16 protein-coding genes are annotated in these 13,948 nt (G+C 65.6%); 11 read left to right on the top strand and 5 right to left on the bottom strand.

Annotated elements, in window-relative coordinates:
- Positions 1-6: 6 nt before the first annotated feature.
- Genes V3G39_17230 through V3G39_17215 form a run of 4 tightly spaced genes read left to right on the top strand, consistent with a single transcriptional unit; the run spans position 7 to position 3,604 of the window.
- Positions 7-762: a cytochrome c biogenesis protein CcdA gene (locus V3G39_17230; protein XAS76363.1), complete on the top strand. Its 756-nt coding sequence runs from the start codon at positions 7-9 to the stop codon at positions 760-762.
- Entirely contained in the window at positions 762-2,369 is a 1,608-nt protein-coding gene (locus V3G39_17225; GenBank protein XAS76362.1) for a cytochrome c biogenesis protein ResB, read from the top strand. Before V3G39_17230 ends, V3G39_17225 begins: the two co-directional genes overlap by 1 nt.
- Positions 2,366-3,364 (top strand): c-type cytochrome biogenesis protein CcsB, encoded by a 999-nt coding sequence (gene ccsB, locus V3G39_17220; GenBank protein ID XAS76361.1) that lies wholly within the window; start codon positions 2,366-2,368, stop codon positions 3,362-3,364. The genes V3G39_17225 and ccsB overlap by 4 nt, the downstream gene beginning before the upstream one ends.
- Before the next feature lie 3 nt (positions 3,365-3,367).
- Positions 3,368-3,604, top strand: a complete 237-nt coding sequence (locus V3G39_17215; protein ID XAS76360.1) for a DUF4229 domain-containing protein — start codon at positions 3,368-3,370, stop codon at positions 3,602-3,604.
- Positions 3,605-3,701: 97 nt separating this feature from the next.
- On the opposite strand, the gene V3G39_17210 is transcribed toward V3G39_17215, so the two are convergent.
- The 4 genes from V3G39_17210 to menE form a co-directional block, all read right to left on the bottom strand.
- Positions 3,702-4,583 (bottom strand): hypothetical protein, encoded by an 882-nt coding sequence (locus V3G39_17210; GenBank protein ID XAS76359.1) that lies wholly within the window; start codon positions 4,581-4,583, stop codon positions 3,702-3,704.
- 22 nt (positions 4,584-4,605) lie between these two features.
- Positions 4,606-5,238 (bottom strand): hypothetical protein, encoded by a 633-nt coding sequence (locus tag V3G39_17205; GenBank protein ID XAS76358.1) that lies wholly within the window; start codon positions 5,236-5,238, stop codon positions 4,606-4,608.
- 163 nt (positions 5,239-5,401) lie between these two features.
- Entirely contained in the window at positions 5,402-6,286 is an 885-nt protein-coding gene (locus tag V3G39_17200; GenBank protein XAS76357.1) for a 1,4-dihydroxy-2-naphthoate polyprenyltransferase, read from the bottom strand.
- A gap of 39 nt (positions 6,287-6,325) precedes the next feature.
- The gene (menE, locus tag V3G39_17195) at positions 6,326-7,477 is read right to left on the bottom strand and encodes an o-succinylbenzoate--CoA ligase (protein ID XAS76356.1); all 1,152 of its coding nucleotides are present in this window, start codon (positions 7,475-7,477) and stop codon (positions 6,326-6,328) included.
- Positions 7,478-7,514: 37 nt separating this feature from the next.
- On the opposite strand from menE, the gene V3G39_17190 reads away from it, so the two are divergent.
- Together V3G39_17190 and V3G39_17185 are read left to right on the top strand one after the other, a co-directional pair.
- Positions 7,515-8,255 (top strand): SDR family oxidoreductase, encoded by a 741-nt coding sequence (locus V3G39_17190; GenBank protein ID XAS76355.1) that lies wholly within the window; start codon positions 7,515-7,517, stop codon positions 8,253-8,255.
- Positions 8,252-9,025, top strand: a complete 774-nt coding sequence (locus tag V3G39_17185; protein XAS76354.1) for an inositol monophosphatase — start codon at positions 8,252-8,254, stop codon at positions 9,023-9,025. The genes V3G39_17190 and V3G39_17185 overlap by 4 nt, the downstream gene beginning before the upstream one ends.
- Positions 9,026-9,040: 15 nt before the next feature.
- Here V3G39_17185 and V3G39_17180 read toward each other — a convergent pair whose 3' ends face one another.
- On the bottom strand, positions 9,041-10,048 hold the full coding sequence (locus V3G39_17180) for an o-succinylbenzoate synthase (GenBank protein XAS76353.1): 1,008 nt from the start codon (positions 10,046-10,048) through the stop codon (positions 9,041-9,043).
- Positions 10,049-10,246: 198 nt separating this feature from the next.
- On the opposite strand from V3G39_17180, the gene V3G39_17175 reads away from it, so the two are divergent.
- The 5 genes from V3G39_17175 (at position 10,247) to V3G39_17155 (ending at position 13,835) form a co-directional block, all read left to right on the top strand.
- Positions 10,247-11,182: a 1,4-dihydroxy-2-naphthoyl-CoA synthase gene (locus V3G39_17175; GenBank protein ID XAS76352.1), complete on the top strand. Its 936-nt coding sequence runs from the start codon at positions 10,247-10,249 to the stop codon at positions 11,180-11,182.
- A gap of 128 nt (positions 11,183-11,310) precedes the next feature.
- Positions 11,311-11,940 carry a hypothetical protein gene (locus V3G39_17170; protein XAS76351.1) on the top strand — a complete coding sequence of 210 codons (630 nt, stop codon included), beginning with the start codon at positions 11,311-11,313 and terminating at the stop codon, positions 11,938-11,940.
- Positions 11,919-12,566, top strand: coding sequence for an HAD family hydrolase (locus V3G39_17165; GenBank protein ID XAS76350.1), 648 nt, complete (start codon positions 11,919-11,921; stop codon positions 12,564-12,566). The genes V3G39_17170 and V3G39_17165 overlap by 22 nt, the downstream gene beginning before the upstream one ends.
- A 48-nt stretch (positions 12,567-12,614) precedes the next feature.
- Positions 12,615-12,998, top strand: coding sequence for a cold shock domain-containing protein (locus V3G39_17160; GenBank protein XAS76349.1), 384 nt, complete (start codon positions 12,615-12,617; stop codon positions 12,996-12,998).
- 3 nt (positions 12,999-13,001) lie between these two features.
- On the top strand, positions 13,002-13,835 hold the full coding sequence (locus tag V3G39_17155) for a DUF3027 domain-containing protein (GenBank protein XAS76348.1): 834 nt from the start codon (positions 13,002-13,004) through the stop codon (positions 13,833-13,835).
- Positions 13,836-13,948 lie beyond the last annotated feature (113 nt).

Raw genomic sequence — 13,948 nt, 5'->3', positions numbered from 1 at the left:
CATCCGGTGACCGCGCTCTCCACCGATGTGACGCAGGTGGTCGCCAGCGGCAGCTTGCCGCTGGCGCTGGGTCTGGCTCTCGTCGCCGGCTTCGTATCTTTCGCGTCGCCGTGCGTGCTTCCGCTCGTACCTGGATTCTTGGCCTACGTGACCGGTCTGACGGACGAGCGGCGCCGTACGCGACTGATCTCCGGCGCTTTGCTCTTCGTGCTCGGGTTCGGTGTCGTCCTGGTGAGTGTGTCCGTCGCGATCTCCTGGGTGCACGAGTTGACCCTGGGGTATCAGGACGTCGTGACGCGGGTCGGCGGGGTCGTCGTCATTCTGTTGGCGCTGGTCTACCTCGGTCTCATCGGCCAGCGCGGGTTGTCGGTGCGGTGGCGGCCCACTGCCGGTCTGCTCGGAGCGCCGCTGCTCGGTGTCGTCTTCGGCCTCGGGATGAGCCCGTGTGTCGGACCGGTCTACGGCGCGATTCTCTTGAGTGCAACGTCGAGCGGGTCGACCGGCGGGCCGGCCACGCGTGGTTTGGTGCTGGCAATCGCGTACACGATCGGGCTCGGTATCCCGTTCGTACTGATCGCCGCAGGGTGGGCGAAAGCTGAGCGTGCCTCGCGGTGGGTCCGTGACCACCACCGGCCGATTCAGTTGATCGGTGGAGGGCTCATGCTGGTGGTCGGGATTCTGATGGTGACTGGAGAGTGGCAGCAGATGATCTTGTGGGTACAGAGCCGCGTAGCTGGATCCGGATTCGATCCGGTGATCTGATGAGTAGTGCTATCACCCAGCCGAAGTTGGGCTTCTTCGGCACGCTGCGGTGGACCTGGCGTCAGCTCACCTCGATGCGCACGGCACTGTTCCTGCTGTTGCTGATCGCTGTCGCCGCGATCCCCGGCTCGATCATCCCGCAGACCGGTATCGACGCCCGGCGGGTTGCTCAGTACAAGCTGGACCACACGACCTTGGCGCCGGTTCTGGGCAAGCTGGGCTTCTTCAATGTCTTTGTCTCTCCCTGGTTCGCGGCCATCTACCTGCTGCTGCTGGTATCGCTGGTCGGTTGTGTCCTGCCACGGGTGCGCATCCATCTACGCAACGTGCGGGCACCAGTGCCGCGGACCCCGAAGAACCTGTCCCGGCTGCCCGCTTACGTGCAGCACCAGGTCGAAGAATCTCCTGACGTCGTGCTGGACCGGGTGCGGGAGGTCCTGCGGCGCAAGCGGTACCGGGTCCGGGAAGATCAAATGCCGGCAGGATCGCCGGTCGGTTCCTACTCTGTCGCCGCCGAGGCGGGCCGGATGCGCGAGACCGGCAACCTCATCTTCCACAGCTGCCTGATCGCAGTGGTGCTCGCTGTTGCCGCGGGGCATCTGTGGGGGTGGCGGGCTGACGTGATCGTGCCGGTGGGTGGAGGTTTCGCGAATGCCCAAGGCAGCTACGACACGGTCAATGCCGGGCCGCTGGTCGACACCAGCAAGTTCCTGCCGTGGAGGGTGGACTTGAACAGGCTCGATGTCACGTTCGAGGACAGGGTGCCGTCGACCTCGCCGCAGTACGGGCAGCCACGTAACTTCACGGCGTACACCACCGTGACGGACGGCAACAAGTCCCCGGTCAAGAAGACCATTTCGGTCAACGACTCGCTGTCGATCGGCGGCAGCAACGTCTACCTGCTCGGCAACGGGTACGCGCCGAAGGTGACGGTGCGTGGGCCGAAGGGCAACGTGCTGTATTCGCAGGCCACCCCCTTCCTCGCCCAGGACAACGACTACAAATCCACCGGTGCCATCAAGGTGACCGCGGCGGGGTTGGGCTTCAACGGCTTCTTCCTGCCGACGGCAGCGTTCTCGGATGCCTCCGGCCCGGTCTCGACCTTTCCCGCGCTGAAGGACCCGGCGCTGGTTCTCGCGATGTTCAAGGGCAACCTCTTTCCCGGTGACGCCCCGCAGTCGGTCTACACCCTGGATCCCACTGGTATGAAGCAGGTCAGGACACCTGACGGGCAGCCGGTGCGTCTCGTGGTGAAGCTCGGGCAGACCGTCAAGCTGCCCGGTAACGCCGGCACGATCACCCTGGACAGCGTTCCGCGGTGGGCTGGATTGTCGACCAGGCACGATCCGGGCAAAATGCCCGCGCTGTACGGGTCGCTCCTGGGCCTGCTCGGGCTGATCATGTCGATGACGCTGCGGCGGCGTCGGGTCTTCGTGAAGGTCACTGCGGACCCGGAAGATCCCACGCGTAGCCTGGTCAGTGTCGGTGGTCTGGCCAAGGGTCAGGACCCGAGGCTGAACGTGGCCATCGATGCGCTGGCGCAGGAAATGGCCGGTAGCAAGACCTCGCACAAACCCGTTCGCACACAGGCAGGCGCACACTCATGATCACCGATTTCTCCGGCGAACAGATCAATCCCGGTTTGGCGAGTTTGTCCTCGAATTTCTTGTGGGCCTCCGCGCTGGTACTGACCCTGGCGATGATCTCCTTCGCCCTCGACCTGGCCGGTGCGCCCGGTCGGGCTGAGCGAGTCACCGCACGTGAGAAGCAGTCATTGATGCGTCGCGCTGAGGGCAACGGCGATGTCATGGTGGACGCCCCGGCGTCGGTCGACACCGTGACCGAGCCGCGCAAGTGGGCCGGCATCGGGATGTCCCTCTCATGGCTGGGTACGTTGCTGCTGGTGGCGGCCGTGGTGACCCGGACGATGGCAGTTCAACGTCCCCCGCTGGGCAATATGTACGAATTCTCGATGGTCGGTTGCATGTTCGCGATGTTGGCGTTCCTGGGCTGGTCGTTGCGCTCGGACATCCGCTGGCTGGGCGTCTTCATCACGTTGCCGATTGTGCTGTTCGAGATGCTCGACGCGGTCATCTACTACACCGCAGCCAGCGCGCTGTTGCCTTCTCTGCAGAGTTACTGGCTGTCCATCCACGTCAGTGTCGCCACTTTGTCGGTGGGCCTGTCGACGCTGGCCTTCAGCCTGACCCTGGCCTACTTCGCACAGAACTGGCGCGACGAGCAGCGCGCCAAGGGTAAGGACAAGTGGAAGTTCCTCGACGCGTTGCCGTCGGCGCAGTCGCTGGACCGCACCACGTACGGCGTGCTCATCGTCGCGTTCCCCATGTGGACGTTCACCCTCATCGCAGGTGCGATCTGGGCGCAGGAGGCCTGGGGTCACTACTGGAACTGGGATCCCAAAGAGGTCTGGACCCTCGTCATCTGGATCGTCTACGCCGCCTACCTGCACGCCCGCGCCACGGCCGGGTGGAGCGGCAAGCGGGCCGCGTACATCGCGCTCGCCGGGTTTGTCGCAATCCTGATCAACTACGGCATCGTCAACGTCTTCTTCGTCGGGCAGCACTCCTACTCGGGGCTCTGAGTGATGGCTCGCTATTCGCTGATGCGAATCTCGATCTTCTTCCTCACCCTTATCGCGCTCTGGTTCGCTCAGCTACGGGGGTGGCCCCTACTGGTCTCCTCAGCGCTCATCTCCGCAGTGATCTCCGTCTACGCGTTGAAGGTGCCCCGTGAGCGGTTCGCCGCGCAGGTCGAGCGCCGGGTGGAGAAGAAGCGGGTCAAAGCCGACGCGATGCGCACCGCCGAGGACAACGACGACTGAGGCTCGATGAGCACCACTACCTTCCGGCTGTCTTCTGGGTGCGGGTCGGCGCCTGAGTGTCGCCTTTTCTACCGCCCCGGTGGTGGGGCGGGCAGCTTCAGTAGAGATGGTTGGTGCTGGTCAGGACCAGCAGGGGTTCTGCGGGGCTGGTGATCGTGGTGGTGCCGGGTAAGTCGGTCCAGGCGCCGCCGTCGAGCGTGTACTGCCCGGCATATGTGGTGGTGACGGTGGCTCGGAAGCTGCCGGGATTGTTGTACGCATGGCGTATGTCGCCGGTGGGCCAGGGGCCGCCGAGGGAGGTCGTGGGCCCGCTGTCGGTGCCGTCGCCAAAGCTGTAGCTGTTGCTCTTCAGGGTGGGTCGAATTTTGATGGTGCGACCCAGGAGGGTGACGGTGCGCTCTTCGCCCGGTTCGTAGCCGGTGGTCGGCCAGCTCAGTTGGAAGTAGGTGGGCAATGTGACGAGTGTCCGGTTATTCACCGGTTGAATGGACAGCTGGGGTTTTGTGAAGGGGGTGAGTGACCATTCGTGTTCGATCATTGCCAGGGTCAGGCGGGGTTTATGAGATCCAGGGACCAGTTCGGGCCAACAGGTGGTTCCCACGTTGTCCCATGGGCCGCGGATTTTGCCGTCGACATCCACGCGTCGCCAAATGCGGTAGACGTCGCCGGTTCCGGCATTCTCGATATTTTTACAGCCTTGCATAGCCGCTCCGCAAGGTATCTCCTCCCGGCCCGGGAAGTTGGAGGGGCAGCGGAACTTCGTGTCGTACTCATACTTTGTGCCCGGCTTATACGTCGTCGTGCCTACTTTTCCGCCGCCAGCAGTCGCCTCTGGAAGCGCCGCAGTCTGGGCCTTACTCAGATCGATCTGAACCCCATCACTCGAAATAGAGCAATCGAAGTGAACGCAATCCGCGCTGATTATGCTGCGACCCGCAGCACCTGAAGGCTGAAGCAATCCTGCGAGAGGAAGGGTCAAGATCGCTGTGACCAATGTAATCCTATTTGTAGTCACCGGGGACCACATCCAGATCAAACTTTATCTTTGAGATAATCCAGTGGTTATTCCACGAAAAATAAAAGGCAAGCCCTCCGCGCGTTACTTCTGGGTATGTTTCTAGGGTGCGGCCTGTCGAATCTAGTTTCTTCACACGAAGTCCACGGCAGACTATTTCAACTACAGTTTCATCAGGTGATTGCGGGAACCGTATACCTAATATTTTGAAGGAGTCCGTTGCGTAGTGAGTGTGTGATCGCTGCAGAGAGGCGACAGTTTCGGAATAATTGTTGCAGGTTTTGCAGGTGGGGAGTGCTAAAGGTTCGAGGATTCCGGTTTGGGGATTCTTGCCGGTCTCGTTGATCTGGTCGATGTAATGCTTCGCGAAGGCGATGCGGCCGGCGTCGGTGTGTGCTCGTGCGGCCATGGGAACGCTGGCTGGTCCGGTGTACTCGTCCTGCGAGGGGCTGGGGGCGGGCTTGCTGGACGTCGTCGATGTTGTTGCGCCCGACGTCGGCATTTTCGACATGGTCGGGGTGGAGGGCGCAGGCTTCGGATTCCCCGAGCATCCGGACACGCTGCTGACTGTCAGCACCGCCAAGAGCGCGGTTGTGATTGTGATGCGGATCTGTGACATCGGTGTCCTCCCCGGCTCCAGCGAGGGTGCTGGTGTGTCCGTGCTGCCGGCGAAGGCAGGTAAAACAGACAGCATTACCGACGCAGGGGCCTTGTGGGGGATATCCACAGGAAAAAATCGAACAAATCCCCGCAGGTTCCCAGGGCTGGCAACGGGGAGGGGGTCAGCGGAGCGCGTACCCGAGGTAGAAACCCACGCCGAGCAGCAAGCCGTACACGAGAGCAGCGATGCTGGTGCCCGCAATAGCCGGAATCAGGTCACGGCCACAGGTTCCGCGCAGGATCAACAGCATCGGCTTGACGGCGGCGGCAACGCCGAGAAGCGCGAGCGCGGCGTACGGGTGGGTCACCGCAGCTCCGATGGCAGCTAGCAGCGCCAGGATCATGAGCCCCAGGTAGAAGAACGCGGTACCGCGCTCACCCATCCGCACTGCGAGGGTGCGTTTGCCGACCTCGCGGTCGCCGGGGATGTCGCGCAGGTTGTTGGCGACCAGCACCGCACAGGCCATGGCACCGACGCCCACGGCGGCACACCAGGTGGCCCATTCCACCCGGCCGGCTTGTGTGTAGGTCGTGCCGAGCGTTGCGACGAGGCCGAAGAAGACGAAGACGAACAACTCGCCGAGCCCGAAATAGCCGTACGGGTTCTTGCCGCCGGTGTACTTCCAGGCGGCGACGATAGCGGCCACTCCGACGATCAGTAGCCAGAACTCGTTCGCCAGCGCGACCAGCGCAAGTCCGCAGAGCGCCGCAAATCCGAACGACATGAACGCAGCAAATTTGACGTTGTTTGCCGGTGCGAGCTTCTGACCGACCAACCGGACCGGCCCGACGCGCTCGTTGTCGGTGCCTCGGATGCCGTCGGAGTAGTCGTTGGCGTAATTCACCCCGACCTGCAGACTGATCGCCACCAGGAGCGCGAGCAGGGCGTGTGCGGTGTTGGCGCGCTCCATCGCGTACGCCGCTCCGGTTCCAGCGGCCACGGGTGCAACGGCTAGGGGCAGGGTGCGGGGCCGGGCACCGGCCACCCACTGATTCAAGGTCGCCATGGCGCGCGGAGTTGCCTTTCGAAAGCTGCGGGAGGTCGGTCAATCTTCCCACCCGGGCAGGGCGGCCAATGCCACCCGGTCCGGTTTGCCGGGCCCGCGCACTGGTATCTGCTCGAGCACCAGTAGTCGCCGGGGCAGCGCGTACGCCGGAAGTTCGCTTCGCAGTGCCTCTCGCAACCCCCTTACGTCCCACGTTTTGGACATGCTGAACGGGGCAGATATGCCCCGTTCAGCATGTCCAAAACGCGGGACGAGAGCGACTGAGACCGCGTTGCCCCACTCGGGATCCGGTAGCGCGAGCGCCACGACTTCTGCGACTCCCGGCAGCCCCGCGACCGCTGCTTCGACAACTGACGGAGCGACTTTCATGCCGCCGGTGATGATCACGTCATCGAGACGGCCGAGCACGTGCAGTACGCCGTCGTGCAGCTCGCCGAGGTCGTCGGTGCGGAAACGCCGCGGCGTGCACGCGAGGTCGAAAGCGTTCGATGTGCGCTCAGGGTCGCCGAGGTAACCGGATGCGATCGTCGGCCCGGACAGAACGACTCGGCCGTCGTCCAGGCTCACCTCGACACCTGACAGGGGGATTCCGTCGTAGACGCAACCGCCCGCCGTCTCGCTCATCCCGTAGGTCGTGAGCACCCGCAGCCCCTCCTCGGCTGCCCTTGCGAGCAGGGCGGGAGGGGCCGCGGCGCCCCCGAGCAGGATCGCGGCGTAGCGCCGCAGACTCCCCGGAGCGGTCTCCAGCAATCTGCCGAGCTGGGTCGGCACCAGAGCTGTGTAGGCGCGCTCGTGTGTGAGTTCTGCGGTGAGCGCTACGAATCCGCCGACGGTGAAATCCTCGAGCGCGAGCAGCTCGGTCCCCGCGCAGATCGAGCGCACGACGACCTGAGTTCCTGCGACGTGCTGCGCCGGCATCGCGAGCAGCCACTGACCGGGCCCGCCCAGGCGCTCATGGGTGGCTTCCGCGCTCGCCCGCAGGGCGGCAGCCGTCAGCATCGCTCGTTTCGGCACGCCGGTCGAGCCCGACGTGCTGACCACCAGTGCCAATCCGTCCGGTAGCGGGGCTGATGGCAGTGCGCCTGCATTCGGCGCGAGTGCGGGACCGGTGCCGTCCAATGCCGCGACCAGGGAGGCGCGGTAGTCCTGCACGTCCCCTGGGAGGACGGCGTAGGGGCGTAGGGCTGGCACGGTCAACCAGCCTAGGCGGCACATCTATCGTTGCCGTATGACCAAGCGCATCGCCGTTGTGACCGGAGCAAGTAGTGGCATCGGGGAGGCGTCGGCCAGACGGCTGGCTGCCGACGGGTTCGAGGTGATCTGTGCGGCCCGCCGCGTCGACCGGATCGAAGCCCTCGCCCGGGACATCGGTGGCCGCGCTGTGGAGTGCGACGTGACCGTTGCAGCCGATGTCGCGCGTCTCGCGCAGGTGGCGGGCGACCGCGTCGACCTGATCTTCGCCAACGCCGGAAACGCGATCGGCGTCGACCCGGTCGCGACCGCCAACCTCGACGACTGGCGTGCGATGTACGAGGTCAACGTGCTCGGCGCGGTGTCCACGATCCAGGCGCTGCTGCCCGCTGCGATCACCGCGCACGGCACGATCCTGGCGATGAGTTCGTACGCCGCGATCGCGCCCTACGAAGGCGGCGGCGGCTACTGCGGCGTGAAGGCGGCGGTGCGCTCGATGATCGGATCACTGCGACTGGAGCTGTGGGACAAGCCGATACGTATCTGCGAGATCGAGCCTGGAATGGTCGCCACGCCGGAGTTCACCCTCAACCGTCTCGGCGGCGACCAGGAGAAGGCGGACTCGACCTACCGCGGGGTGAAGGGTGGGCCGCTGACTGCGGACGACATCGCGCGGATCGTCGCGTTCGTCGCCGGACAGCCGGAGCATGTCAACCTCGACAGCATCCTGGTGCGGCCGCGTGCACAGGCCAGCAAGGACAAGGTCGACCGCGAATGATGCAGACCGAGGACATTCTCGCGCTCCTGCAGCAGGTGGGGGAGCAGGTCGTCACCCCCCGTTTCCGCTCGCTGTCTGCCGGGCAGGTGATGGAGAAGAATCCAGGTGACCTGGTGACGGTGGCCGATCGGGAGGCCGAGGTGCTGATCACGGCCAGGTTGCGGGAGGCCTACCCCGACGTACTGATCGTCGGAGAAGAGGCCGTAGCGGGCGATCCGGCTCTGCTGGAAGCAGCGCATACTGAGCGCGATTTCTTTACCGTCGATCCGATCGACGGCACCAAGAACTTCGTGCACGGGTCTGTCGACCACGCGATGATGATCGGCGAAGTACGCGGCGGGGTGCCGGTGCGCGCCTGGATCTGGCAGCCGGAATACGGCGATTCGTACGTCGCGGAGCGCGGCGCGGGTGCCTACTGCAACGGCGAGCGGCTCGCCGGTCGTGAGTCGCACGATCCTGCGGACGGGCGCACCTCCGACCGGGCGAAGATCGGTCGGACGCCGACCGGTCTGGAACCACTGACGCTGACCTGGGTCAGCTGCGGGATCGACTACCCGAAGCTCGCCACCGGTGCATGCGACTTCGTGCTCTACCGCTCGGTGATGCCGTGGGACCACATCCCCGGCGCGCTGATCGTCAGTGAGGTCGGCGGCCAGGTCGGGCACCTCGACGGTCGTGCGTACGAACCGGGCAGCCTCGCGAAACCGTTGCTCGCAGCGGCTACCCCGGAACTCTTCGAACAGGTACGAGGCCCGCTCGCCGCACTCTGACCTCCGGCGCGCCGGTCAGGTGGTGGCGAGTTCGGCGTGGCAGGCGATCACCCGGTCGCGCCACCACTGGGTGCGCTCGGCCGACGCAGCCCAGTGAACGAGCAGACGCTCCGAGACCTCCGGCCGGCGCACCCGCAACGAACCGCCCTGTGGCACCAGCCGGTCGGTGACAACGTCTCCTTCGAGCAGCTCGACCGTGCCCAGTCCGCAGGCGAATTCCAGCGTCGGTAAGGCCGCGGCGAGCGCCAGACCGGCGGCGATGCCGACGCTGGAGTCCAGCGCGCTGGAGACCACGATCGGCAGCCCGCACTCGTCGGCGATCGCAAGGGCGGCCTGCACCCCGCCCAGCGGCGCAACCTTGATCACCGCGACGTCCGCAGCCCCGAGCTGCGCCACCCGCAGTGGGTCCTGCGCTTTACGAATGGACTCGTCAGCAGCGATGAGGAGGTCGACTCCTCTGCGGGACAGCAGCTCCCGTAGTTCGACGAGTTCTTCGACGGTCGCGCAGGGCTGCTCGGCGTACTCCAGGTCATGTTCCGCGAGCCGCTCCAGCGCAATCGCCGCCTCAGACACCGACCACCGGCCGTTGGCATCCACCCGCACGCGGCCGGTCGGGCCGAGCGCGGCGCGCACAGCGGCGACGCGGGCCAGATCCGCCGTGAGTGAACCGGGGGTTTCGGCGACCTTCACCTTGGCGGTCCTGCACCCGTCGTAGCGGGCCAGGATCGAGGGCACCTGCACCGCGGCGACGGCCGGCACTGTCGCGTTCAGCGGCACGCTCTCTCGCACCGGTTTCGGCCAGGTCCGGTAGGCCGCCTCGATCGCTGACCGCAGCCAACGAGCGGCTTCCGGCGGTGCGTACTCCAGGAACGGCGCGAACTCCCCGTAACCGGACGGCCCGCGTAGATAGGCGATCTCGCGGAAGTCGATGCCGCGGAAGCGGGTGCGCAGCGGAATGCTCACCACCCGTAGCTCGGCCAGCAGGTCCGGTAACGAAGGCAGGAACGGCGCCGCAGAGTGCATGACGCAACAGTAGGGATCTCGCACAGAGGGACCCGACGTACGTCCACCGCCGCCTCCCGGCGTCGTGGTCGCCGGCGACGCAAACGGGGCGTCAAACCGACTGATCCGGACTTTTCGGGTCGCTGGCGACGTAAACGAGCTCCTCACAAATGTGTTTCCACCGGCCGGGCGCGGGCAGCTGGCCCATACAGTCGAGGGGTGACTGAGACTGCCGCTGGCCAACCGTTCGATCCCGACTCGTGGGAGGCGGTACCCGGCTTCGAATTGACCGACATCACTTACCACCGGTGTACGACGCCCGGGCCGGCACGCGGCACGGTGCGGGTGGCCTTCGACCGGCCTGAGGTGCTCAACGCGTTCCGGCCACACACCGTGGACGAGCTCTACCGGGTGCTGGACCACGCGCGGATGACGCCGGACGTCGGTGTCGTGCTGCTGACCGGCAACGGGCCCAGTCCCAAGGACGGTAAATGGAGCTTCTGTTCCGGCGGTGACCAGCGCATCCGCGGACGCAGCGGTTACCAGTACGCCGAAGGCGAGACCGCAGACACCGTTGACGCAGCGCGCGTCAAGGCGCAGGGCGGGCGGCTGCACATCCTGGAGGTGCAACGGCTGATCCGCACCATGCCCAAGGTTGTGATCGCGGTCGTGGGTGGCTGGGCTGCCGGCGGCGGGCACTCGTTGCACGTGATCTGCGACCTGACGATCGCCAGCCGACAGCAGGCCCGGTTCAAGCAGACGGATGCAGATGTCGGCTCGTTCGACGCGGGGTACGGGTCGGCCTACCTCGCCAAACAGGTCGGCCAGAAATTCGCCCGCGAGATCTTTTTCCTCGGCCGCACCTACGACGCCGAAGCCATGCAGCGGATGGGCGCGGTCAACATCGTCGCCGATCATGCCGAGCTGGAGCGTGAAGCACTGCAGGTCGCCGCCGAGATCAACGGCAAGTCCCCGACCGCACAGCGGATGCTGAAGTTCGCAATGAACCTCACCGACGACGGGCTGATGGGCCAGCAGGTATTCGCGGGCGAGGCGACCCGGCTGGCCTACATGACCGACGAAGCAGTTGAAGGACGAGACTCATTCCTGCAGAAGCGCGACCCTGACTGGTCGCCTTATCCCTGGTACTTCTGATCGGACTTCCGGCGCGGGCTGGTCCCTGTGGACAACGTGCGGTGCGTCTCGCAGCTCTTGACGGGTCCACTAACCTTCGGCCTAGGCGGTGGGTGCACTAGCAGCCGCATGCGGAAGGGGAACAGTCGATGGCACAGAATTATGGCGGGTTCGACGCCAGGAACGCGGCCCCTCCACCCACCCGAGGCTGGTGGCCGCTGGCCATCGGCCTGGTCTGCATGTTCATCCTCGCGCCGGCGGCCTTCGGCGTCGGCATCTGGCTCGGTGTGCACCGCGGCATGGACACCTTCCAGACCGGAGACTGGACCGCGTCCTCCCCGCAGCGCTTGGACGCGAGCACGGCATACGTGGTTTTCGCGTCGGGAGACATCAGCGGGCAGTCCCAGAATCGCTGCGGGGCAACCGATCCGGCCGGGACGTTCATTCCCTTCACCTTCAGCTCCGGCAGTGTCAGCATCAACCAGCAGACTGAGCAGGCCACTTTCACCACGACGGCGGCCGGTAGCTACACGTTGGACTGCGGTGATGTCACGCTCCGGGCGATCAGCCAGGCCCAGATGAACAATCTGGGCAAGGACATCGGAGTCCCGTTGATTGTCGGAATCGGGATCGCGGTTGTGCTCGGTGTGCTCGGGCTGATCCTGACCATCGTGGCCATTGTGCGTCTGGTCGGCAGCAGCAACCGCCGCAAGCAGTGGCAGCAGAGTCAGCAGTGGCAGGTCGGCGGGCAGCAACAGTGGGGCCCCGGCCCGAGGTGACGACGCCACCTCTCGTCGTCGGTTTCGACCTCGACATGACCCTGGTCGATTCCCGACAGGGAATTGTGGACTGTATGCAGCAGGTGCTGTCCGAGCGTGACCGGCAGGTCGACGAATCGCAGTTGTGGCCCCTGATCGGCACCCCGTTGGAGGCCAACCTCGCATTGTTCCTACCGGTCGAGCAGGTGCAGGCCGCCGCGCAGGACTACCGCACGGCCTACCTGCAGCGCGCTGTGCAGGTCACGACCGCGCTGCCGGGGGCGGCCCCGCTACTCGATCAGATCCACCGCGACGGGGGACGCGTCCTGGTGGTCAGCGCCAAAACACCGGCGGCTGTTCACGCGGTGCTCGCGCACGTCGGTCTGCGGCCCGACGTGGTGGTGGGCGGCGTCTTCGCGCGCGACAAGGCAGCGCCGCTGCTCGAGCACTCGGCCCAGTTCTACGTCGGCGACCACGAAGGGGACATGTACGCAGCTCGCAGCGCCGGGGCCTACGCCGTGGGCGTGACAACCGGTCCGCACGACGCGCGAACACTTCGTGCTGCGGGAGCCGATGACGTCGTGGCGGATCTGTGGGAGCTCGGGGCCCGACTCGTTGAGTTCCAGAGGGCTCGCGCAGCGCGTTAACCTTGCCTTCTGTACCCCCCAGCGCAACATCGAACGAGTAGGTGCATCGTGCCCAGCGGCAAGGTCAAATTCTTCGATTCCGACAAAGGCTTCGGATTCGTTTCCGGTGACGACGGCCAGGACGTCTTCATGCCCTCCAGCGCCCTGCCCGCGGGTACGACGGCGGTCAAAGGCGGCACGCGTGTCGAGTACAGCGTCGCCGAGGGGCGCCGAGGTGCCCAGGCGCTCAGCGTCACCATCCTCGATGCTGCCCCATCGCTGGCTGCTCGGCATCGCAAGCCGGCCGACGACATGGGCCTGATCGTCGAGGATCTGATCAAGCTGCTCGACAAGCTCGGTAACGACCTGCGACGAGGGCGTTACCCGGACAAGTCGCACACCTCCAAGGTCGCCGCTGTGCTGCGGGCCGTCGCCGACGACCTCGAGGGCTGAGGTATGGCGACCACGACCCGCGCCGCGGCCGAAGGTGGTGGCGAAGCCGGCGTCACGAAGGCTCGGGTCGGCAGATCCAAGGTCGCCAGGCCCAAGGTGGACAAAGTGCTCACCGATGCTGTCCAGGTGGCCAGGACGGCGGCCGAAAGTATCTCCAGCGCCGCCGATGTGGGCGAGCACCTGGGCGCCGTCATGCTCGACGAACGACTGGCAATGCACCAGTTCGCGTGCGATCGCAAGGGATACGCGGGTTGGCACTGGTCCATCTCTCTCGCGCGCGCGCCCCGTGCCAAGGTGGCGACCGTCTGCGAGACCAACCTGCTTCCAGGTGACGGGTCGATCCTGTCGCCGGACTGGCTGCCCTATGCCGACCGTCTGGCCCCGGGCGATATCGGAGCCGGTGACGTCACGCCGTACGTCCAGGACGACCCGTACCTGGAGGCCGGGTTCGAAGCAACCGGTGACGAGGACGTCGATGAGGTCGGGTTCTTCGAACTAGGCCTCGGGCGGCCGCGTGTGTTGTCTGCTCAGGGTCGCGCTGATGCTGCGGCACGTTGGTATGACGGTGGCCACGGTCCTGGCGCGGATATTGCGCAGAAGGCCCCCGCACACTGCGCGTCATGCGGCTTCTTCGTTCCGATGGCCGGCGCCCTGCGTCAGATGTTCGGCGTGTGCGCCAACGCCTGGTCGCCCAGTGACGGCACGGTGGTTTCGTTGGACCACGGATGCGGTGCGCATAGCGAGGCTGACCTGGAGTTGACGTCCGTGGAGCCTGAGCACGCTCACGTGCTGGACGAATTCGCGCTCGATGTCAGTGTGCGGGAGCTCGCCGAATAGGCCACGATCGAGTAACAGGTGGTCGCAATCTCGACAGCGACAGGCGTTCAGCTCCTAGGATCTGCAACAGGGCGGCTGTCGCCTCACCAGGCACTCGAGAAAAGACCCACCAG

It is taken from the genome of Dermatophilaceae bacterium Sec6.4 (assembly GCA_039636865.1).
In the GTDB taxonomy this organism is placed as follows: Bacteria; Actinomycetota; Actinomycetes; order Actinomycetales; family Dermatophilaceae; genus Allobranchiibius.
Note: the sequence above shows the minus strand (reverse complement) of the source record. Positions and strands in the feature narration are given on the sequence as shown.

Coding starts and splice junctions, on each gene's coding strand:
- V3G39_17170 (XAS76351.1), top strand. CDS start 11,311: ATGGCACAGAATTATGGCGGGTTCGACGCCAGGAACGCGGCCCCTCCA.
- V3G39_17180 (XAS76353.1), bottom strand. CDS start 10,048: ATGCACTCTGCGGCGCCGTTCCTGCCTTCGTTACCGGACCTGCTGGCC.
- V3G39_17155 (XAS76348.1), top strand. CDS start 13,002: ATGGCGACCACGACCCGCGCCGCGGCCGAAGGTGGTGGCGAAGCCGGC.
- ccsB (XAS76361.1), top strand. CDS start 2,366: ATGATCACCGATTTCTCCGGCGAACAGATCAATCCCGGTTTGGCGAGT.
- V3G39_17200 (XAS76357.1), bottom strand. CDS start 6,286: ATGGCGACCTTGAATCAGTGGGTGGCCGGTGCCCGGCCCCGCACCCTG.
- V3G39_17215 (XAS76360.1), top strand. CDS start 3,368: ATGGCTCGCTATTCGCTGATGCGAATCTCGATCTTCTTCCTCACCCTT.
- V3G39_17185 (XAS76354.1), top strand. CDS start 8,252: ATGATGCAGACCGAGGACATTCTCGCGCTCCTGCAGCAGGTGGGGGAG.
- V3G39_17225 (XAS76362.1), top strand. CDS start 762: ATGAGTAGTGCTATCACCCAGCCGAAGTTGGGCTTCTTCGGCACGCTG.
- V3G39_17190 (XAS76355.1), top strand. CDS start 7,515: ATGACCAAGCGCATCGCCGTTGTGACCGGAGCAAGTAGTGGCATCGGG.
- V3G39_17205 (XAS76358.1), bottom strand. CDS start 5,238: ATGTCACAGATCCGCATCACAATCACAACCGCGCTCTTGGCGGTGCTG.